Consider the following 21397-nt stretch of genomic DNA (forward strand, 5'->3'; position numbering starts at 1 on the left):
GGACCGCGGCATGGAATATGTGATCCGGCGCGTGCTCGCCACGGTGCCGGTGATGCTGGTGGTGTCGGTGATCGTGTTCCTGCTGATCCACCTCGCTCCCGGCGACCCGGTGCTGCTGATCGTCGGCGACTTCGCCACGCCCGAGCAGATCGCGCAGACGCGCGCCGCCCTGGGGCTGGACCAGCCGCTGTGGCACCAGTTCGTGGTCTGGGTGGGCAACGTGGTGCGCGGCGACTTCGGCGTCTCGCTGTTCAACCAGATGCCGGTGTCGCAGCTGCTGGGCCAGCGTATCGGCGCCACGCTGTCGATCGCTTTCTTCACCATCCTGGTGGCGGTGATGCTGTCGATCCCACTGGGCGTGCTCGCGGCCTACCGCGCCGGCAGCTGGATCGACCGGCTGGTGATGGTGTTCGCGGTGTGCGCGTTCTCGATGCCGGTGTTCCTCACCGGCTACCTGCTGGTCTACACCTTCGCGCTCAAGCTGCAGTGGCTGCCGGTGCAGGGCTACCGCGGCATCGCCGAGGGCGTGCTGCCCTGGCTCAAGCACCTGGTGCTGCCGTGCCTGAACCTCGGGCTGCTCTACACCGCGCTGCTCACGCGCATGACGCGCGCCTCGATGCTCGAGGTGCTGCACGAGGACTACATCCGCACCGCGCGGGCCAAGGGCCTGGGCGTGCTGCCGGTGCTGGGCCATGCGCTGCGCAACGCGGCGATCCCGATCGTCACCACCATCGGCGTGGGCATCGCGCTGCTGCTGGGCGGCGTGGTGGTCACCGAGACCGTGTTCTCGATTCCGGGACTCGGCAGCCTGGTGGTCGATGCGGTGCAGCACCACGACTACCCGGTGATCCAGAGCCTGCTGCTGCTGTCGGCGGCGGCCTATGTGCTGATCAACCTGCTGGTCGACCTGAGCTACAGCCTGTTCGACCCGCGCATCCGCTATTGAGGCCCCGCCAATGACCGAAGCCATCCTGAACCCCGGCGCCGCGCGGCGTCCTCCCTCGCCGGCGCTGCGGCTGCTGCGCAAGCACTACACGCTGATCCTCGGCGTGCTGATCCTGCTGGTGGTGGTCACGGCCGCGCTGGGCGCGCCGTGGATCGCGACCCACGATCCGCAGGCCATCAACCCGATCGCGCGCATGAAGGCGCCCTCGGCCGAGCACTACTTCGGCACCGACGCGCTCGGGCGCGACACCTTCAGCCGCGCCGTCTGGGGCGCGCGCGTCTCGCTCGTGACCGGCGCCTCGGTGGCGCTGCTGGCCACGCTGCTGGGCGTGCTGCTCGGCCTGCTGGCGGGCTTCGTGCGCTGGACCGACGGGCCGATCATGCGCGTGATGGACGGCCTGATGGCGATCCCCGGCATCCTGCTGGCGATCGCGCTGATGGCGCTCACCAAGGCCAGCCTGACGACGGTGATCGTTGCCATCACCGTGCCCGAGGTGCCGCGCATGGTGCGGCTGGTGCGCGCGCTCTCGCTGTCGCTGCGCGAGCGGCTCTACGTGGAGGCCGCGCATGCGCTGGGCACGCGGCTGCGCACCATCCTGTGGCGGCATGTGCTGCCCAACATCCTGGCGCCACTGCTGGTGCAGGCCACCTTCATCGCCGCGTCGGCGGTGCTGGCCGAGGCTGCGCTGTCCTTCCTCGGCGTCGGCGTGCCGCCGCAGGTGCCGAGCTGGGGCAACATGATCTCGGAAGGCCGCAACCTGATCGCGATCGTGTTCTATCCCATCGTGTTCCCGGGCCTGCTGCTCGGGCTCACGGTGCTGGCGATCAACCTGCTGGGCGACGGCCTGCGCGATGCGCTCGACCCGCACGTGGCGCGCCAGCTCTGAGGACATGTCCATGAACGACACCCCCCTGGCCGCCAAGGGCGCGGCGCATCGCGCGGGCGATGCGCCGCTGCTCGAGATCGACGGCCTGCACACCTACTTCGACACCCTGGCCGGCGAGGTGCGCTCGGTCCACGGCGTCTCCTACCGCGTCGAGGCCGGCCAGACGGTCGGCGTGGTCGGCGAATCGGGCTGCGGCAAGAGCGTGACGGCGCTGTCCGTGATGCGGCTGATCCAGACCCCGCCCGGACGCTTCGCCGGCGGTGCCATCCGCTACCGCGGCACCGACCTGCTGAAACTCAGCGAGGCCGAGATGCGCCGCATCCGCGGCAACCGCATCTCGATGATCTTCCAGGAACCGATGACCTCGCTGAACCCGGTGCTGACCGTGGGCCGGCAGATCGCCGAGACCGTGATGCTGCACCAGCAGGTGGGCCGCCGCGAGGCGCTGGCGCGCGCCACCGAGATGCTGCGGCTGGTGCAGATCCCCGAGCCGCAGCGGCGCGTGAACGAGTATCCGCACCAGCTCTCGGGCGGCATGCGCCAGCGCGTGATGATCGCGCTGGCCCTGGCCTGCCATCCCGAGCTGCTGATCGCCGACGAGCCGACCACCGCGCTCGACGTGACGATCCAGGCCCAGATCCTCGAGTTGCTGCGCGGCCTGCAGCGCGAGCTCGGCATGGGCATCGTGATGATCACGCACGACCTCGGCGTGGTGGCCGAATGCTGCGACCGCGTGGTCGTGATGTATGCGGGGCGCAAGGTGGAGGAGGCCGACGTGCTCGACCTGTTCGAGCGGCCGCTGCATCCCTACACGCGCGCGCTGATGGCCTCGATGCCTTCGATGAACACGCACAGCGCGCGGCTGACCGAGATCCCCGGCATCGTGCCCTCGCCGCACGAGGCGGTACGCGGCTGCGCCTTCGCGCCGCGCTGCGGATTCGCCAGCGAGCGCTGCCGCAACGAGGTGCCGCCGCTGCAGGAACACGGCGCGGGCGCGTCGCACCTGTCGGCCTGTTTCCATGTCGAGGAGCTGGTGCGCACGACCGAAGTACCGACGGCCCGGGCCGCGTTGATGCAGGAGGCCGGCGCATGAGCACGAACGCGACAACCGAGGCGGGCACGCCCCTGCTCGAGGTGCGCGACCTGCGCAAGCACTACCAGTCGCCGGGCTCGTGGATCTCGCGGCGCAAGGCCTCGAAGGTCTATGCGGTCGATGGCGTGTCCTTCTCGGTGGCCGCGGGCGAGACGCTGGCGCTGGTCGGCGAGTCGGGCTGCGGCAAGACCACCACCGGCAAGTCGATCCTGCGGCTGATCGAGCCGACCTCGGGCACGGTCCGGCTCAATGGCCGCGACCTGCTCTCGCTCGACGCGGGCGCGATGCGCGAGCAGCGGCGCGAGATGCAGATCATCTTCCAGGACCCCTACGCCTCGCTCAATCCGCGCATGACGGCCGGCGAGCTGGTGGCGGAGCCGCTGCGCAACTTCGGCGAGTCCAATGGCGCGCAGCGCAACGAGCGCGTGGCGTGGCTGTTCTCGAAGGTCGGCCTGCGGCCCGAGGCCATGAAGAAGCTGCCGCACGAGTTCTCGGGCGGCCAGCGCCAGCGCCTGGGCATCGCGCGCGCCCTGGCGCTGAACCCGAAGCTGATCGTCTGCGACGAGCCGGTGTCGGCGCTCGACGTGTCGGTGCAGGCGCAGGTGATCAACCTGCTGACCGACCTGCAGGCCGAGTTCGGCATCGCCTACCTGTTCGTCGCGCACGACCTCGCGGTGGTGCGCCACATCAGCCACCGCGTGGCCGTGATGTACCTCGGCAAGATCGTCGAGATCGCCGGGCGTGACACGCTGTTTCGCGCGCCGCTGCATCCCTACACCGAGATCCTGCTGTCGGCGGTGCCCGTGCCCGACCCGCGCGTGCGCACGCAGCGCCGGCTGCTCAAGGGCGATCCGCCCAACCCGGCCGCGCCGCCCTCGGGCTGCCGCTTCCACACGCGCTGCCCGATGGCGCAGGCGCGCTGCGCCGAGGAGGAGCCGGTGCTCGAACAAAAGACGGCGGGCCAATGGGTGGCCTGCCATTTCCGCTGACTGCAAATCCACTCACACAAGGAAAGCGATACCGATGATTGCCGAATACGACAAGCTCGATGCCGTGGCCATGGCCGACCTGGTCCGCCGCCGCGAGCTCAAGGCCGAGGAACTGCTCGACGAGGCCATTGCCCGCACCGAGGCGCGCGACACCGTGCTCAACGCCGTCACCACGCGTTTCTTCGACCTCGCGCGCGACCGCATCGCGCAGGGCCTGCCCGACGGCCCGCTGCGCGGCGTGCCCTTCCTGCTCAAGGACCTGGGCGTGTTCTACGCCGGCACCAAGACCACCAGCGCCTCGCGCCTGTTCGCCGACTTCAGCTCGCCGATCGACAGCACCCTGGCCGAGCGCTACGTGCGCGCCGGCCTCGTGATCTTCGGCAAGTCGAGTCTCTCGGAGTTCGGCATCAGCGCCACCAACGAGCCCGAGATGTTCGGTCCCTGCCGCAACCCGTGGAGCCTGGAGCACACCACGGGCGGTTCGAGCGGCGGCGCCGCCGCGGCCGTGGCCGGCGGCATCATCCCGAGCGCGCACGCGGCCGACGGCGGCGGTTCGATCCGCATCCCCGCTTCGCACTGCGGCCTGTTCGGCTTGAAGCCCACGCGTGCGCGCGTGCCGCTCGGCCCGCACATCAGCGAGAGCTGGGCCGGCATGACCATCCACCACGTGGTGACGCGCTCGGTGCGCGACAGCGCGGTGCTGCTCGACGTCTCGCAGGGCGCCGCGCCCGGCGATCCCTACTGGGCACCGCCGCCCGCGGCCTCGTACCTCGAGCTGACGAAGCGTGATCCGCAGCGCCTGCGCATCGCCGTCTCGCTCAAGTCCTTCGAGGCCGTGGCGCTCGATCCGCAGGTGCGCGCCGGCGTCGAGAACGCGGCGAAGCTGTGCGAATCGCTGGGCCACCAGGTCGAGTGGGTCGATCCCGCACTGGACGACGTGATCTCCGACGACGAGTACCTGCAGTGCCGCGCCGACATCATCCACGCCAGCATGTACACCTCGCTGCTGCGCCGCAACCGGCAGCTCGGCCGCGACTTCAGCGGCCGCGACCTGCAGCGCGTGACCGCGCTGTTCGCCGAGGCCGGCCGCGAGGTGAGCGCGCAGACCTACCTCAACGCCATCCAGACCCTGCAGCGCGCGAGCCGCGCGCTGGGCCAGCAGTTCGAGAAGTGGGACGTGCTGCTCGGACCCGTCTGCGCCACGCCGCCGCACAAGCTCGGCGAGGTCGACATGGAGAGCACCGACCTCGCGACCTACAAGGCCATCGCGCGCAGCCACACGGGCTACACCTCGATCTGGAACGTGGCCGGCAACCCCGCGATGTCGGTGCCGCTGCACTGGTCGACCGAAGGCCTGCCGATCGGCGTGCAGTTCACGGGGCGCTTCGGCGCGGAAGATACGCTGTACCAGCTCGCTGGGCAGATCGAGCGCGCGGCGCCTTGGGCGGACCGCAGGCCGGCGGCGTTTCCGGCCACGGCCTGACAAGGTGTGAATAAACCTACTGCGCGCCCCGATCTCGCACCTGCGGTCCTCACCGTACAAGGTACGGCTCCGGTCCTCGGCGCGACCTCGGGGCGCTCGCTACGGTTTCTTCACACCTTGTGGGTCCGCCTCGCGCCCGTGGCGCCTAGCGCCGCGCGGTGAGCCACTGCGACGGCGTCAATGCCGCCGCGACCACGCGCACCTCGCCGATGTTGCCGAAGAAGCCGTCGGCGCGGTCGCCGTCCCACGAGCCGCCGCCCACCACCCAGGGCGAGCTCGCCGACAGCGTGGCCAGGCCGGGGATCGCGGCGGCGTTGCGCAGCACCGGTGCGCCCTCGACGTACATGGTGGTGTCGTGCGAGGCCGGGTCGTTCACGATGGCGATGTGCACCCAGCGGTCGGCGATGACCTCGCCCGACCAGTTGGCCTTGGGCTCGCGCCGGCCGGCGGGGCTCGGCACCACCTCCCACTGCACCTCGCGCAGGCTCGAGATCGCGAACAGCATCGGCGGCGATTCGCCGTCGCCGCCCGCATAGCCCGCGAGGTCGCCGCGGCGGCCGTCGCGCGTCATGATGTTCATCCACGCTTGGTTGCCGCTGGTCCAGCTCTTGTCGATCTTGACGAAGGCCTCGACCGTGTAGCCGTTCTCCAGCGTCTGCGCATTGATCGGCGCGCTGGCGTCGGTGAGGAAGTAGCTCAGGCGCGGCGTGTTCTTGTTGGTGTTGAGGAAACGCACCGAGCCCGGCGCCGCCGACAGGTGATGGCGGTCGTCGGTCCACACCACGTCGCCATTGGCCGCGCCCTTCACGCCGCCCTGGTCGAGCGCATCGCGGTGCAGCGGGTTGTGGCCCGTGACGTCGGCCACCACCGTGCCCGGCAGCACCGGCTGGTTGAGCGCGCCGCCGAAGAAGCGCCAGTGCGCCAGCGTGTTCGCGACCTTCGGATAGTCCTCCGCGTCGGCGGCGGGGCGCTGCGCGACGGTCTCGGGGTCCTTGTAGTTGGCGAGGATCATCGCGCGCGCCTTGTCGACCAGCGAACCCTCGATGACCGCGCTGCCGCTGCCGAAGGCCTTGTTGAAGCCGGAGAAGCGCTGCGCGAAATCCATCTCGATCTCGAAGGCCTCGTTGGGCGTGGTCAGCACCGCCTGGTCGAAGGTGTTGAGCGTGGCGGCCGGCTTCTGCGGCACCCATGGCGAGAACGACAGCACCTTGATCTTCTTGTTCGTCAGGTCGAACTCGTAGAGGCGCATCAGGCCGTTGCCGCCCTGGTAGGCCATCTGGTAGTCCACCACCATCTCCTCGACCTTGTGGCCGAAGTCGTTGGTCTTCGTGAGGTGCGCGGCGCCGTGGTGGTGGCCGTTGAGCGTCATGAAGATCTGGTCGTTGTCGCGGATCAGCTTCTCCCACAGCATCTTGCCGTAGTCGGTCTCGAGCGGGCTGGTGCCGTCGGCATCGATGTTGAGCAGCTGGTGGTTCGACAGGATCACCGGCAGGGTCGGGTTCTTCGCGATCACCTGGCGCGCCCAGGCGATGCCCGCGGCGGAGATGCGCCACGACAGCGACAGCACCATGAATTTCTGGCCCTGCGCCTCGAACACGTGGTACTCGTGAAAACCGCTCGGGTCGCGCCCGCCGAAGGTGGCCTGCTTCTTCGCGCGCTCGGTGCCGAACCACTGGATGTAGGGCTCCTTGCTCGGGTCGCGGTCGGCGTCGGTGCCGCCGACCGGGTCGACGCCGTAGTCGACGTCGCGCAGCACGTCGTGGTTGCCGGCCAGCACGCTGTAGGGCAGCTTCGCGTCCTCGAGCAGCTTCATCGCCGCATCGGCCACCTTCCACTGGTCGGGCTTGCCGACCTGGTCGACCACGTCGCCGAGATGGATGGTGAAGGGGATGTTGAGCGCCTTGGCGTTGTCGGCGATCCACTTCGTCTGCGCGGCGAAGGGCGCGCTGCCGAAGCGCTTGTCGTACTGGTCGCTCTCGGCCGCGGTGGCGTAGCGCGCGTAGAACTGGGTGTCGGGCATCACGGCCAGCGCGAAGCTCGAGATCTTCGCGGCGACCGGCGGCGCCGGTGCCGGCGCGGGGGCCGCCGGGGCGGGCGCGGGCAGGGCGCCCAGCACCGGCGAACCGCCGCCGCCGCCGCAGGCGGCGAGCAGCGCGCCGCTGATGCCGAGGGTCAGCAGCGAGGCGCCGAGCTTGAGCAGGTCGCGCCGCGGCGGCGTGGTGGATTCGGGAGCGGGGGCCGGATGCGGCGTGGAAGGCGAGGCGTCGCGCGGCGAGGTCGTGCCGCGCGGATCGTCGGAGAAATTCATTGCAAGCTGAACGAAAGGATGAAGGCGCGCAGCGTAGGAAGACGGGGTGACGTGGGCGTGTCAGCGGCGTGACGCTTGCGGCTGTCATGGCGATCGCGCGCTGGACGCCTGAAGCGGCGCCCGGCGCGCGTCGAAGCGACGCTCAATGCGCGCTGGCGGTGGGCCGGATGACGATCTCGCTCGTGTCCACGTCCTCCGGCTGCGAGATCGCGAAGTCGATGGCGCGCGCGATCGCCGATGCGCTGATCGCCACCTTCCTGAACTCCTTCATCTCTTCGCGGCCCTTCTGGTCCGAGATGGTGTCGGCCAGCTCCGACTCGGTCACGCCCGGGCTGATCGTCGTGACGCGGATGTCCTGGTGCTCCTGCCGCAGGCCCTCGGAGAGGGCCCAGACCGCGTACTTGGTCGCGCAATAGACGGCAGCCGTGGGCGAGACGGCGTGCGCCCCGATCGACGCGACGTTGATCACGTGGCCCGCGCCCTGCTTCTGCATGGTGGGCAGCACGGCGGCAATGCCGTGCAGCACGCCGCGGATGTTGACGTCGATCATCCGGTCCCACTCGTCGAGCTTGAGCGAGGCGAGCGGCGACAGGGGCATGACGCCGGCGTTGTTGACGATGACGTCGATGCGGCCGAAGCGCGCGATGGCGTGGGCCGCGAAGGCCTGCACGTCCTCGCGCCGCGTCACGTCGAGTGCGCGCGCCTCGGCGATGCCGCCGGCGGCGACGATGTCCGCGACGATCCGGTCCAGCCGCTCGGTGCGCCGGGCGCCGAGCAGCACGGTGGCGCCGTTCTTCGCGAGCAGGCGGGCGGTGGCTTCGCCGATGCCGCTGCTGGCGCCGGTGATGAGGACGATCCTGGAAGTCTTGGCGTTCATGGTTGGGTCTTTCTAAGGTTGGAAACGAGGGTTCGGGTCATCGGGTGCTGGCAGGCGCGCCGCGCCGCAGCACCATCCCGCCGTGATGCAGCACGCCGTCGATGAAGTCGCCATCGGCCGTGAAGCCCGTGTCGTCGACGTACTCGATGTGGTTGCCTTCGACGACGTAGCGGCCGCGGTAGGCGCTCTCGCGGCTGCCGCGCGCCTCGTCGTAGCGGCCGTTGGGCAGCAGCTGATGGCGCACGTGGCCGTCGCCGGTCACCCACATGCCGAGGTAGGGATGGGTTGTCATGTCCGATTCCTTTGGAGATCGAGCCTGGGCTCGGTGAGGGGCGGCGAGGGCCGTGCCAAGGGTCACGAGCCCGAGGGCCAGCAGACCGCGCCGCGTGGGTTTCCGGCGGTTGCGAGCCGCTGGAGAAAGGGTGGTTCGTGAAGTCATGGGCGGACTTTAGGAAGGCGCGGCGGTTAAGAGAACTCCCCGATGGCTGACTGCGCCGGTTAGCATTGCTAACCAATGGATGCCGACTTCAACCTGTTGCGCTTCTTCCTCGCGGTGGCGAAGGAGCAGAACTTCCGCGCCGCCGCGGACCATCTGGGCGTGACGCGTTCGGCCGTCAGCCAGGGCATCCGGCGGCTCGAAGACAGCCTGGGCATCGCGCTGGTCCAGCGCTCGACGCGCCACGTGCGCCTGACCGAGGCGGGCGAAGCGCTGCACCGGCAGATTGCCGAGCCGCTGTCGACGGTGAGCGCGGCGCTGGAAGAGGCCGCGGTCGAAGGCCCTTCGCGCGGTGTGCTCCGGGTCGCGGTGACCTCGATCGCTGAGCGCTTCCTCTCGGGCCCGCTGATCAGCACTTTCGCGGCGGCCCATCCCGGCGTGACGCTCGATGTGACCGTGACCGACGACGAGTCGGACATCGTCGCCGCGGGCTTCGATGCCGGCGTGCGGCTGGGCGAGGTCATCGAGCAGGACATGGTGGCGGTCCCGCTCACCGGGCCGCAGCGCCAGATGGTCGTGGCGAGCCCGGCCTACCTGGCCGCGCACGGCGTGCCGACGCATCCGCGCGAGCTGCTCGCGCACTGCTGCATCGGATGGCGACGTTCGCCCAAGGAAGCGCCGTACCGCTGGGAGTTCCGCGAGGACGGGCGCGACTTCGCGCTGACGGTGGCGCCGAGGATCACGACCAACGACATGCTGCTGATGATCCGCACCGCGCTCGCGGACACCGGCATCACGATCGGCATGGAGGAGACCTTCCGGCCCTACATCGAGCGCGGCGAGCTGGTCTCGGTGCTCGACGATTTCCTGCCGAGCTTCGCGGGCTTCTTCCTGTACTTTCCGAGCCGCCGGAACCCGCCGCGCAAGCTGCGCGCGCTGGTCGATCACGTGAAGTCGTTCGCGCAGCGCTGAGCGCGGCGGGGCATCGGCCGGGTCCGTACCGATTCGAACGGAAATCGACTGCTTCGGTCGGACCCTGCGCTAGACTGCCCGCATGCTCAGGCCGACCAAGTCCCAGATGAACGCCCGGATCGTCGATTGCGCCGCCGGCCTGTTCGCCAAGCATGGGTTCGAGAACACCTCGCTGCAGCAGATCGCGGATGCGATCGGCTATTCGAAGACGGGGCTGCTCTATCGCTACCCGAGCAAGAAGGCGATCTACGAGGCGGGCTTCCAGGCCGGGCGCGACCACGTGACGGCGTTGCTGGCCAGCGTCGAAGGCATGCGCCCCGGCATCCGGCGCGACCGCACCGTCGTTGCCTCCTATGTCGACTTCACCTTCGAATGGCCGGGCGTGTCGGCCTTCGCCAACCGGCTCTCGGGCGCCGAGGAGAGCACCGAGCCGCAGCTCATGGAGATCGCGCTGCTCATCTACCAAGCGCTCGGCACCGATCCGTTCAAGGCCAAGGCGCAGCGCATCGTGCGCATCACGCTCGCGTTCTCCGGCCTGGGCATCGCGGCGATCTCGGCCGTTCGCCTGGGTCAGCAGAAGGAATGGCGCGACGACATCATCGCGTCGGCGATGAATGCGCTGGGCCACTGAGCACGGTCGCTAGAGCGTCGGCAATGTCGCTCGCAGGTGATCGGCGAATGCCGCCGCCATGGCGGTTGCGGGCTCGAGGCTGAATTCGACCGCCAGCCCGATCGTGGGCAGCGCGGGCAGCACGTCGCCGGTCTCCAGGATCTGCAGGTCCGGCGGCACGGCGGACCGGGTGAGCACCGCGATGGCCTGGCCGGAGCGCACGATGGCCAGCAAGCCCGAGATGCTGGCGCTGGCATAGGCCAGCCGATAGCTGCGTCCGGCGGCATCGAGCCGCTCGCAGGCCACGCGGTGGTCCAGCGTGTCGGGGTCGGACAGCGCGAGCTGCAGCGGCTCGCACGCCGCCGCGAGATCATGCCGCAGGCCGACCCACACCAGCGCTTCGTGGCGAATCACGGGAAGCTTGCGCTCTGCGCCGATGGTGGAGACCAGCGCGAGGTCGAGTGTGTGCTTCCTGAGCTGGTCGTCGAGCCGGGCGGTCGGCGCGCAGAACACCTCCACACGCACCTGGGGATGCCGGTCCGCGAAGCCGCGCAGGATCTGCGGCAGGAAGGCGACGGCGTAGTCCTCGGGGCAGCCGAAGCGCAGCGTGCCCGACAGCGTCGCGCCCGAGATCTCGGCCAGCGCCGCATCGTGATGCTGGAGGATCGTGCGCGCATGGCCAAGCAGGCGCTCCCCGTGCAGCGTGGGCACGACGCCGCGGCCGGTGCGATGCAGCAGCGGCTGGTTCAGCGTCTCCTCGAGCTTCTTGACCTGCATGCTCACCGCGGCCTGCGTGCGGCCGATGCGGGCCGCGGCCTGGCCGAGCGTGCGCGCCTGCGCAATCGCCACGAAGGTGCGCAGCAGGTCGATGTCGAGATGGCGGCTCAAGGCATGGTGTTTCTGGGGTGCGCGATTTTCGTACCGATTCGGTCTGATTGCAACCACAGTGGTCTGTGAGCCCGCTGCCGCAAGCGGCGCTGATAGCTGGAATAAGAAATATTGGCTTGGCGCATGCCCCCCGTGTTCCTAGACTTCGCGGCCTCGAACAAAGGGAGCTCTCCATGTCTTGCGGCGTCGATTCCGCCTTCTGGGCCAACACCCGCCGGCACCTGATCCGGTACGGACGCGCCGGCGTGATGCTCGGCATCGAGGGCGACGCGCCCGACCTTCACGCGCTGTCGCAGGCGCTCAGCGTCGAGCTGCCGCTGGCGGCGTGGCTGACACCGGGGCAGACCGCGGAGGGGCGTCACGCCGGCGGCTTCTTCTATCTGCCTCGCGCGGGCGATGGGGTCGCCGCAGTGCTTCCGCGACGGCTCGAAGTGGCCGTGCGCGCCGATGCCTGGCCCGACAGCGGCCTGCACGCCTTGCGGCGATCCTTCGACAGCGACGAGGCCGGAAATGCACCGGGCCGCGGGCTGCTGCTGGGCATCGAGATCGTGCAGGCGCGCGAGCGCGCGACGCTGGGCCTGCGCATGGACGTGGTCGCACTGCATGGCCGGCAGGGCGTCCAGGCGAGCGAAGCGGAGGCCGAGCTCGGCACGAGGCTGCTGAAGCAGGCCGTCGCGCACGGCGCGTAGCCGCAAGAGCGTTGCGCTTCGTCCGCCATGGGTACGCAGAACTATCTCCACCTGTGGGATGACCGCTTCCTCTACATCACGCCGGCCATCCGCTCGGGCCTGACGGCCCGCCCCTCGGCCACGCTGCTGGTGTCGGCCAGCGGGCGGCCCTTCGCGCTCGAAGGGATGGACGGCACGCGCGTGCGCTGCACCGCGGCGCTCGTGGCACCGCACGTGCCGCGCCGGCTCGATGTCGACGGCTGCGGCCTGCTGTCGCTCAACATGGAGCCGTCTTCCAACGTGGCGCGCATGCTCGAAGGCGTGCAGGGCGATCGCGGCATCCAGGTCATCGATGCCCAATGCTTCGGCCGCCTGCGCGAGCGCTTCGAGGCCGCGCTGCAGGGCGAACTGCGCGACAGCCAGCTGCGCGAACTCAGCACGCGCATGGTCGAGGCCGTGGCCGGCCGTCCGCTGCGCCATGTGCCACTGGACCCGCGCATCGAGCGCGTGCTGGAGCGCGCGCGCACCCATGTCGGCCCGCTGCCGCTGCGCGACCTGTCGGCCGAGGCCTGCCTCTCGCCCGACCGGCTGACGCATCTGTTCCGCCAGCAGCTGGGGCTGTCGATCAAGCGCTACCTGCTGTGGACCAAGGTGCGGCGCACGGTCCAGCAGTTCGCGGGCCGCAGCGGCCCGCTGGCGGACATCGCCCACCAGGGCGGATTCACGGACATGGCCCACATGAGCCGCACCTACCAGCGCTGCTTCGGCCTGGTGCCTTCCTTTCTCGCCAACGGCGCGCAGGTGCAGGTGCGCTCCGATGTCGGTGCGTTGCACACCTGGGGTCCACCCTGAGCAAGACGGCGGGTGCGTACAACGGGCGCGCGGCTGCCGTCCCTAAGCTCCTCGCCACTCCCCCGCGGAGTGATTCACAGGAGACACGATGCAACAACGACAACTCTGGCGCGCCAGCAGGCCGCTCGGCCTGCTGGCCATCGCAGCCACGCTCGCCGCATGCGGCGGGGGCGGTGGCGACAACGGCTTTTCCTTCGCCGGCACGACACCGCCCGCGCCCGGCAACCCGGCGCCTCCGAGCGCCGGCGCTCCCGCTTTCAAGGCCGAGATCCGCCGCACCGCGATGGGCGTGCCGCACATCAAGGCGGCCGACTGGGGCGGCGTGGGCTACGGCTATGGCTATGCGCAGGCGCAGGACAACCTCTGCACCATGGCCGATGCCTTCCTCACCTACCGCGGCGAGCGGTCGAAGAACTTCGGTGCCGATGCACTGCTCGTGTACCCGGGAACGATCGGCCGGCCGAAGAACATCGAGTCCGATTTCTTCCACAAGCACGTGCTCTCGAGCGAGACGATCGATGCTTTCGCGCAGGCCCAGCCCGACAAGCTGAAGCAGCTGGTCGAAGGCTTCGCGGCCGGCTACAGCCGCTATGTGCGCGACCTGAAGGCCGGTGGCGAAGCCGGCGCGCATGCGGCCTGCCGCGGCGAAGCATGGGTGGCGCCCATCGCGGCGGGGGATATCTGGCGCCGCCTCTACGCGGCCAACCTCACGGCCGGCTACGGCAATTTCGTGACGCAGATCGCGAGCGCGGTCGCGCCTGCGTCGACGGCCGGGCAGGCGCAGGCATCGGCGCGCGCATTGCGCCGCGCGCAAGGCACGCAACTCGCCGCGCTGCGCACGCAGCCCCCGAAGGCGCCCGCCCTCGAGGTGGGAGGCAAGCATGGCGTGGGCAGCAACATGTATGCCTTCGGCACCGCGGGCACGGGCGACGACAGCGCGCTGCAGTTCGGCAACCCGCACTGGTACTGGCGCGGCCCCGACCGCTTCTACCAGGCCCAGCTCACCATTCCGGGCGAACTCGATGTGAGCGGCGCTTCCTTCCTCGGCGTCCCGCTGATCCTGATCGGCTTCAACCAGGACGTGGCCTGGAGCCACACCGTCTCGGCCGCGCGGCGCTTCGGCCTCTATGAACTCGTGCTGGCCGAGGGCGACCCGACCAGCTATCTGCGCGACGGCAAGCCGGTGAAGATGAAGCCCAGCACCATCGCCGTCGACGTCAAGGGCGGCCCCGCGCAGACCCGCACGCTCTACAAGAGCGAGTACGGCCCCCTCATCAACCTCGCGGGCATGAGTCCCGCGCTGGCCTGGAGCCCACGCACGGCCTTCGCGATCCGGGACATCAACGCCGACAACTTCCGCGCCTTCCGGGCCTGGCTGCGCTGGGACCAGGCGAAGTCGCTCGACGAGTTCATCGCCATCCAGCGCGAGGAGGCGGGGATCCCGTGGGTCAACACCACCGCCGTGGGGCGCGGCAGCGCCAAGGCCTGGTACGCCGACATCACGGCCGTGCCGAACGTCTCGCCGCAACAGACCGAGCGCTGCACCACGGCCGTGGGCCAGCTGCTGGCCGCCGCATTGGAACGCGTGCCGGTCTTCGACGGATCGCGCAGCGAGTGCGATTGGCAGACCGACCCCGACTCGGTGCAGAAGGGGGCCGTCGGACCCGCGCGCATGCCCAGCCTGCTGCGCGACGACTACGTGGCCAACATGAACGCGAGTGCCTGGCTCACCAACCCGAACGAGCGGCTCACCGGCTACCCGGCCATCTTCGGCGGCGTCGAGACCGGGTTCACCACCCGCTCCCGCCTCGGCCACCTGATGGCGCAGGGCCGCCTGAGTGGTACCGACGGCTACGCGGGCAAGACGGCCACCGCCGCGACGGTGCAACGGATGGTGCTCGACAGCCGCGTCTATACCGCGGAGCGCTTCAAGGCGCAGGTGTTGGCGCTGGTGTGCGCAACCCCCGACATCGACGTGGCGGCCTACAACGACCCCTACCTGGGAGACACGCCCGCGGGCACCGTCCGGACCGCCGAGGCCTGCACCGCGCTGCGTGCCTGGGACGACACCGACAACATCGATGCGCGCGGCGCGCATGTCTGGGACGAGTTCTGGGGCCGCGTGGAGAACGCGATTCCCAAGAACGATCTCTATGCCGTGCCCTTCTCCTCCGAGGATCCGCTCAACACGCCGCGCGAGATCCGGGGCAGCGCGAGCGATGCGTTGCGCCAGGCTTTCGGCGCCGCGCTGATGCGCGTCGAGGCCAGCCCCTATCCGGTGAATGCGCCGCGCGGCGACTACCTGTTCGTCACGCGCAACGGCCGCAAGATTCCGCTGTTCGGCGGCATGAGCGACCTCACGGGTGTCTTCACCACCACCGCCACCTTCAACCGGCTCGACCGCGGCGGCTACAGCCTCGATGGCGATTCCGTCATCGCCAACAGCTACATGCAGATCGTCCGTTTCCCGGCCGGCAAGGTGGAGGCCGACACCTTCCTGACCTACTCGCTCTCGGACGATCCTGCCTCGGCGCACCATGCCGACTACACGCGGGCCTACAGCGCCAAGCAGTGGCTGCGCGTTCCCTACACGGAGGCGGAGATCGCCGCGGACCCGGCGTACCGGAGCATTGCTCTGAGCGAGTGAGATGGGTGGGCGCCGGCGTCGTGCCTTCAGCGCGGCGCCGGCCCCGTGCTCGCGCGTTCCATCAGCCGGACCGGCAGTGCGACGGGTGCCGTCGCACTGCCCGCACCCAGCCGCGCCAGCAGCTGCCGTCCCGCCTGTTCGCCGATCTCGCGGATCGGCAGGTGCACGGTGGTCAGCGGCGGGTGCAGATAGGGCGCGAAGTCGTTGTCGTTGAAGCTCGCGACCGACAGCCGGCGCGGCACCTCGATGCCGGCCTGGTCGAGCGCGGCCAGCGCGCCGGCCGCGAGGTAGTCGCTGCCGCAGACGATGGCGCTGACGGGCGGCTCGCGGCGCGCGATGGCCTGCATGGCTTCGAAGCCTTCGCGAAAGCCATGGTCGGTCTCGATGACGGCCTCGGTGCGCAGCACGAGCGAGCGCTCGGCCATGGCGAGCTTCAGGTCGCGCAGGCGGCGCCTGGCGCGCTCGCTGTCCGCGGTGCGCCCGCCGATGTAGCCGAGGCTGCGATGGCCGAGCGCGCGCAGGTGCTCGACGATCAGCACCGCCGCCGCCTTCTCGTCGAAGCCGATGCTGCTGCCGCTGGCATCGGGCGGCGCCCACATGCACACGAAGGGCGTGCGGCTCGCGCCGAGCATGGCCAGCACCTGCTGCGGCTGCTCGGCGCCGAGCAGCGCCACCGCGTCGACGCCGCGCTCGAGCAAGGCGCGCAGGATGCTCGTGTCGGTGGCGGGCCTCGGTTCGGGCGCGGACAGCAGCAGCGTGTAGCCGCCGGCCGCCAGCGTCGACTCGAGCGCCTGCACCAGCGCCGGGAACGACGAACTGCCGAAGCGCGGAACGATCGCGCCGACGGTCATGGTGCGGCGCATCGCGAGCGCGCGCGCGGTGCCGTTGGCCACATAGCCGAGCCGGTCGACCGCATCCATCACGCGCAGCCGCGTCGCCTCGCTGATCATGTTCGGCCGGCTCAGCACGCGGGACACGGTGCCGGTCGACACGCCCGCGAGCGCCGCGACATCGGCCAGCGAAGCGGCGCGGGCACCGGGCGTGGGAAGAGGGGAGGACGGGCGCGAGGCGGTCATGGAGGGTCGATGGACAGCGCATGTTAGCCGCCCCGTGCAAGCGCATGCAGGCCTAGGTGCTAACCCCGGGGTCACGTGGATTCGATTGCTCCTATGCTTCGTGCAAGCGCTTGCATAAACCGCCTGGAACGCGCTGGCGGGCCCACGAATGGAGACAGTCCGATGCATCCGATCCCCACGCTTCGCCGCGCGCTGCTCGCTGCCGCCGTGCTCGCCGCCACCTGCACGATGGCGCCGCTCGCGCTGGCACAGCCCGCGGCATGGCCGGTTCCCGGCAAGCCGGTGCGCATCGTCGTGCCGTTCCCCGCGGGCTCGGGCTCCGATGCCACGGCCCGGGTGATCGCCAAGCTGATGACCGACGAACTCGGCGGCGCCCCCGTGATCGTCGACAACAAGCCCGGTGCCGGCACCTTCATCGGCGCGCAGGAGGTGGCGCGCTCGCCGGCCGACGGGCACACGCTGCTCTACACCATCGTCATCACGCACACGCAGAACCCGCACCTCTACGCGAAGCTGCCCTACGACCCGGTCAGGGACTTCACGCCGCTGGCGCAGATGGTGAAGTCGGCCACGGTGCTGATCGCGCCGCCCGATGCGCCGTTCAGGAACATCGGCGAACTCGTGGCCTATGCCAAGGCGAACCCGGGCAAGCTCAACTACGCCTCGTTCTCGCAGGGCTCCACGTCCCACCTGAACGGCGAGCTGCTGCAGATGCGCACCGGCACGAAGATGACGCACGTGCCCTACAAGGGCACGGCCGACGCCTCGCGCGCGCTGGTCGCGGGCGAGGTGCAGCTGTACTTCGACGGCACCGCCACGGCGGTGCAATTGATCAAGGCCGGCAAGGCCATCGGCCTCGGCACGGCCACGCCGGCGCGCGTGCCGGTGCTGCCCGACATGCCGACCATTGCCGAGCAGGGCGTGAAGGGCCTGGACATCGTGGGCTGGCAGGGCATCTTCGGCCCCGGAAACATGGACCCGGCCGTCGCGAAGAAGATCGGCGACCTGCTCGCGAAGATCGCGCGCTCGCCCGAGATGCTCAAGCTGATCGAGACGCAGGGCAACGAACCATCGGGCGCCTCGGGCCCCGCCTTCGCCGCCATCGTGAAGAACGACAGCGAGCGCTGGGGCGAGGTCATCAAGGCCGCCAACATCAAGCTCGACTGAGCGCAGGAGACATCGGAATGTTCGACACCATCATCCGCGGCGGCACGCTGGTCGACGGCAGCGGCGGCCCGCGCTTCACGGGCGACATCGGCATCGCCGACGGACGCATCGCCGAGGTCGGCGGCAAGCTGGGCGCCGCGCATCGCGAGATCGATGCCAGCGGCGCCATCGTCACGCCGGGCTGGGTCGACGTGCACACGCACTACGACGGCCAGGTGACCTGGGACCCCTACCTCAGTCCCTCCACCGACCATGGCGTGACCAGCGTCGTGATGGGCAACTGCGGCGTCGGCTTCGCGCCGGTGCATCGCGACAAGCGCGAGTGGCTCATCAGCGTGATGGAGGGCGTGGAGGACATTCCGGGCACCGTGCTGGCCGAGGGCATCGACTGGCAGTGGGAGAGCTTCCCCGAGTACCTCGACGCGCTCGAGCGCATGCCGCGCGCGCTCGACGTCGGCGCGCAGATTCCGCACTCGGCGCTGCGCACCTACGTGATGGGCGAGCGCGGCATCACGCACGACGAGGCCACGCCCGCCGACATCCAGGCCATGGTGCAACTGGTGCGCGAAGGCATGCGGGCCGGCGCGCTGGGCTTCTCGACCAGCCGCACCATCATCCACAAGTACCAGGGCCGCAAGTACCCGCCGGGCACCTTCGCCTCGCCCGACGAGATCCTCGGCATCGCGCGCGCGCTCGGCGAGGTCGGCCATGGCGTCTTCCAGATGACGTCGAACCACTACCAGATGGAGACCGAGCTGCCGTGGATGACGCAGCTCGCGCGCGAGAACAACCTGCCGGTGGCCTTCGCGCTGGTGCAGACCGACCAGACGCCCGACACCTGGAAGCGCCTGCTGGCCGCGCTCGACGAGACCCACCGGCAGAACGTGCCGCTCTACGGCGCGGTGGCGGGCCGGCCCGCCGGCATCCTGATGGCGTGGCTCGGTTCCACCCATCCGTTCATGGCGCATCCGCTGTGGCAGCAGATCGCGCCGCTGCCGTGGACCGAGAAGCTCGCGCGCCTGCGCGACCCGGCGGTGCGCGCGCAACTGACCGACATGGATGCGCTGACCGGCTCGGCCCGGTACGACAGCCGCATGGCCTACCTGACGCAGAGCTTCCACAAGATGTATGCGCTGGGCGCCGAGCCCGACTACGAGCCGCCGCAGGAACGCAGCGTGGCCGCGATCGCGCAGCGCGACGGACGCACGCCGCTGGAGGTGGTCTACGACATGCTGATGGACCTCGACGGCAAGGGCATCGTCTACTTCCCGAGCTTCAACTACGCCTACAACGACCTGAGCCAGCTGCATGCCGAGCTGCAGCATCCGCGCACGATGATGAGCCTGGCCGATGGCGGCGCGCACTGCGGCTACATCTGCGACGTGAGCATGCCGACCTACATGCTCACGCACTGGGCGCGCGACCGCAGTCGCGGGCCGACGCTGCCGCTCGAGCTGATGGTGCAGCGGCAGACGCGCGACACCGCGCGCATCTATGGCCTGGAGGACCGCGGGCTGCTGCAGCCGGGCTACCTGGCCGACATCAACATCATCGATTTCGACCGGCTGCGCATTCCGCCGCCCTATGTCGCCTTCGATCTGCCGGCCGGCGGACGGCGGCTGGTGCAGACCGCCGAGGGCTATCGCGCGACCCTGAAGGCGGGGCAGACCATCATGGAGAACGGGGAGCGCACGGGGGCGCTGCCCGGGAAGCTGATGCGGGGACCGCAGCGCCGCGCGTGAGGGCGCCGGGGGACGTCAGCGCGCGCAAGTGAAGCTGCTGGCGAGATCGACGTCGCCCGTTCCGTCGTAGCGCGGCCAGGCCGGGTACTCGCACAGCGGACGGGTGCGGCCGTTGTTGCCGGCATTGGCATCCGTCACCGTGAGCCTGGAGGGCGCGACGCCCTGCTCGACCCAGCGTTCGAGCGCGTCGACCGCGTCGAAGCGCACGTCGTAGGCGCCGCCGCCATGCCCGTAGCCGGGCACCTCGTAGTACTTGAGGAAGGCGCCGACCCGCTCGCTGCCCATCGCCGCGACGGCGCGCCGGTGGAACTCCTCGGACGAGCCCGCGGGAATGAGCGGATCGGCCATGCCGTGCACGATCAGCACCTTGCCGCCCTTGTTCGCGAACGCGCTGAGGTCGGGGTTGACGTCCAGCCGCGACGAGATGTAGCGCAGCCGCTGCTGCACGTAGCCGTTCGCATCGACGGCGAACAGGAAGGGGTCGTAGCTGGCATCGCGGTAGACCATGTACTTGACGAAGGATTCGCCGATGTAGGTCGCGAAGGCCATGTCGAAGCGCGAGGGCGTGGCCGGTGCGCTGCTGCCCATCGCGGGAATGACGCCGCCATCGAAGATATTGAGCGCGGCATAGCCGTCGGTGCCGTTGGCCAGCAGGTAGGGCAGCTTCAGTGGCGTGGCATAGGCACGGAAGCCCCCGATCTGGGCCGTTGACAGGCAGCCGTCGCCGCTGTCGGCGCCGCCCGGGCAGGCGAGGGTCGCGGGATCGAAGGCGCAGGCCGAGACCTTGGCGATCACGCCGTCCGTCGCGCCATCGAGCGCATCGCAGGCCGCGACCACCGAGCGGGTCAGCAACTGCTGCTTGGCCGGGTTCGACCAGGCGCCGGGCGCGGCGAGCGCCTTCGAGGTGATCGCGTAGTTGGTCAGCATGCCCGTCAGCGACCAGGCGGGGAAATAGGCGATGACACCGTCGTAGAGCGCGGGCCAGCGGTCCGCGACGTAGAGCGCCTCGCGGCCGCCGCCGGAGCCGCCGGCCGCATAAGTGCGCACGGGAGCCGCGCCGTAGCGCCGCGCGATCAGTTTCACCGCGACGTCGCGCGTCTTGCGCAACTGGTCGCCGAAGTAGTTCTCTAGCGCCTCGTCGTTGAGCGCGAAGCTGGCCTCGGCGGCACTGCCGCTGTGACCCGAATCGCTGCCGAAGGCGGCATAGCCGCGCGCCAGCGGCGTGGCGAGGCCCGAGGCGCCGGGTGCGTTGCCGTTGCCCGCGATCACGCTGCCGTCGTAGCCGCCGCCCGTGAGCTGCATGGCCTTGCGGTTCCAGGCGGTCGGCAGGGCCAGGTCGAACTGGATCGGAGGAGCGCTGGCGTCGACCGGCGCGATCGATCCGGTGACGCGGCAGTACTCGCCGACCGCGGTCGATCCGCTGCCGGCCGGCGCGACGAGCGTGGTGCTGGAGACCACGGCGCCCGAGGTCGGCAGCGCGATGTCGGTGGCGGGGATGCTGAGCCCGTTCAGGGCGGCGCAGGCCTCGGCCGCGCTCAGCGCGGGTGCGGGAGGTGGTGCGGGTGTGTTGGAGGCCGGCGCGGGCGCGGGAGCGAGGCCCGAAGCCACCGGGGCGAATCCGCTGCCTCCTCCGCCGCCGCCGCATCCGGCCTGCACCGCGAGCGCGATGACCGAGACCGCGAGCGAGATCCTTCGCTTCGAAACCTGGGTCGTGGGGGTGTAGCTCTTGTTCATCTCGTCGTCTCCTGCATCTGCGT

General features: G+C 70.1%; 18 protein-coding genes. 12 read left to right on the forward strand and 6 right to left on the reverse strand.

All coding sequences use genetic code 11. The annotated features are described in order from the left end of the window. Positions 1–10: 10 nt before the first annotated feature. The 5 genes from AC07RV_RS38595 to AC07RV_RS38615 are packed head-to-tail and all read left to right on the forward strand — an operon-like array spanning position 11 to position 5397. The gene (locus AC07RV_RS38595) at positions 11–946 is read left to right on the forward strand and encodes an ABC transporter permease (RefSeq protein ID WP_057597732.1); all 936 of its coding nucleotides are present in this window, start codon (positions 11–13) and stop codon (positions 944–946) included. 10 nt (positions 947–956) lie between these two features. Beyond that, positions 957–1832, forward strand: coding sequence for an ABC transporter permease (locus AC07RV_RS38600; protein ID WP_057597733.1), 876 nt, complete (start codon positions 957–959; stop codon positions 1830–1832). A 10-nt stretch (positions 1833–1842) separates the two neighbouring features. Then, positions 1843–2925, forward strand: a complete 1083-nt coding sequence (locus AC07RV_RS38605; RefSeq protein ID WP_296787308.1) for an ABC transporter ATP-binding protein — start codon at positions 1843–1845, stop codon at positions 2923–2925. After that, on the forward strand, positions 2922–3914 hold the full coding sequence (locus AC07RV_RS38610; RefSeq protein ID WP_208510001.1) for an ABC transporter ATP-binding protein: 993 nt from the start codon (positions 2922–2924) through the stop codon (positions 3912–3914). The genes AC07RV_RS38605 and AC07RV_RS38610 overlap by 4 nt, the downstream gene beginning before the upstream one ends. Before the next feature lie 34 nt (positions 3915–3948). After that, the gene (locus tag AC07RV_RS38615; protein ID WP_296787309.1) at positions 3949–5397 is read left to right on the forward strand and encodes an amidase; all 1449 of its coding nucleotides are present in this window, start codon (positions 3949–3951) and stop codon (positions 5395–5397) included. Between the two features lie 145 nt (positions 5398–5542). On the opposite strand, the gene AC07RV_RS38620 is transcribed toward AC07RV_RS38615, so the two are convergent. The 3 genes from AC07RV_RS38620 to AC07RV_RS38630 form a co-directional block, all read right to left on the reverse strand. After that, positions 5543–7705 (reverse strand): LamG-like jellyroll fold domain-containing protein, encoded by a 2163-nt coding sequence (locus tag AC07RV_RS38620; protein WP_296787311.1) that lies wholly within the window; start codon positions 7703–7705, stop codon positions 5543–5545. A gap of 142 nt (positions 7706–7847) precedes the next feature. Next, positions 7848–8582 carry an SDR family oxidoreductase gene (locus AC07RV_RS38625; protein ID WP_208507989.1) on the reverse strand — a complete coding sequence of 245 codons (735 nt, stop codon included), beginning with the start codon at positions 8580–8582 and terminating at the stop codon, positions 7848–7850. 37 nt (positions 8583–8619) lie between these two features. Next, positions 8620–8874 carry an Atu4866 domain-containing protein gene (locus tag AC07RV_RS38630; protein ID WP_208507990.1) on the reverse strand — a complete coding sequence of 85 codons (255 nt, stop codon included), beginning with the start codon at positions 8872–8874 and terminating at the stop codon, positions 8620–8622. A 222-nt stretch (positions 8875–9096) separates the two neighbouring features. Here AC07RV_RS38630 and AC07RV_RS38635 point away from each other — a divergent pair, with 222 nt between their 5' ends. Together AC07RV_RS38635 and AC07RV_RS38640 are read left to right on the forward strand one after the other, a co-directional pair. After that, entirely contained in the window at positions 9097–9990 is an 894-nt protein-coding gene (locus AC07RV_RS38635) for a LysR family transcriptional regulator (RefSeq protein ID WP_296787314.1), read from the forward strand. An 82-nt stretch (positions 9991–10072) separates the two neighbouring features. Further along, a complete protein-coding gene (locus tag AC07RV_RS38640) occupies positions 10073–10621 on the forward strand; it encodes a TetR/AcrR family transcriptional regulator (protein ID WP_093355932.1) in 549 nt (182 codons plus the stop codon). 9 nt (positions 10622–10630) lie between these two features. Here AC07RV_RS38640 and AC07RV_RS38645 read toward each other — a convergent pair whose 3' ends face one another. After that, complete coding sequence (locus tag AC07RV_RS38645) at positions 10631–11488, reverse strand: LysR family transcriptional regulator (protein ID WP_296787316.1); 858 nt, start codon at positions 11486–11488, stop codon at positions 10631–10633. A 173-nt stretch (positions 11489–11661) separates the two neighbouring features. On the opposite strand from AC07RV_RS38645, the gene AC07RV_RS38650 reads away from it, so the two are divergent. The 3 genes from AC07RV_RS38650 (at position 11662) to AC07RV_RS38660 (ending at position 15655) form a co-directional block, all read left to right on the forward strand. Next, positions 11662–12177, forward strand: a complete 516-nt coding sequence (locus AC07RV_RS38650; RefSeq protein ID WP_296787318.1) for a PLP-dependent aminotransferase family protein — start codon at positions 11662–11664, stop codon at positions 12175–12177. A 27-nt stretch (positions 12178–12204) separates the two neighbouring features. Further along, positions 12205–13008 carry a helix-turn-helix domain-containing protein gene (locus AC07RV_RS38655; RefSeq protein ID WP_296787320.1) on the forward strand — a complete coding sequence of 268 codons (804 nt, stop codon included), beginning with the start codon at positions 12205–12207 and terminating at the stop codon, positions 13006–13008. Positions 13009–13096: 88 nt separating this feature from the next. Then, the gene (locus AC07RV_RS38660) at positions 13097–15655 is read left to right on the forward strand and encodes a penicillin acylase family protein (RefSeq protein ID WP_296787322.1); all 2559 of its coding nucleotides are present in this window, start codon (positions 13097–13099) and stop codon (positions 15653–15655) included. Positions 15656–15681: 26 nt separating this feature from the next. On the opposite strand, the gene AC07RV_RS38665 is transcribed toward AC07RV_RS38660, so the two are convergent. After that, positions 15682–16731: a LacI family DNA-binding transcriptional regulator gene (locus tag AC07RV_RS38665; RefSeq protein ID WP_296787324.1), complete on the reverse strand. Its 1050-nt coding sequence runs from the start codon at positions 16729–16731 to the stop codon at positions 15682–15684. Positions 16732–16893: 162 nt separating this feature from the next. Here AC07RV_RS38665 and AC07RV_RS38670 point away from each other — a divergent pair, with 162 nt between their 5' ends. Both AC07RV_RS38670 and AC07RV_RS38675 read left to right on the forward strand, forming a co-directional pair. After that, positions 16894–17898 (forward strand): Bug family tripartite tricarboxylate transporter substrate binding protein, encoded by a 1005-nt coding sequence (locus tag AC07RV_RS38670; protein ID WP_296787326.1) that lies wholly within the window; start codon positions 16894–16896, stop codon positions 17896–17898. A gap of 17 nt (positions 17899–17915) precedes the next feature. Next, entirely contained in the window at positions 17916–19640 is a 1725-nt protein-coding gene (locus tag AC07RV_RS38675; RefSeq protein WP_296787328.1) for an N-acyl-D-amino-acid deacylase family protein, read from the forward strand. A 15-nt stretch (positions 19641–19655) separates the two neighbouring features. Here the strand turns inward: AC07RV_RS38675 and AC07RV_RS38680 are convergent, their stop codons facing one another. Next, a complete protein-coding gene (locus tag AC07RV_RS38680) occupies positions 19656–21374 on the reverse strand; it encodes a tannase/feruloyl esterase family alpha/beta hydrolase (RefSeq protein WP_296787330.1) in 1719 nt (572 codons plus the stop codon). Positions 21375–21397: the final 23 nt, after the last annotated feature.

This window comes from Variovorax sp. GW821-FHT09B01 (genome assembly GCF_059418345.1).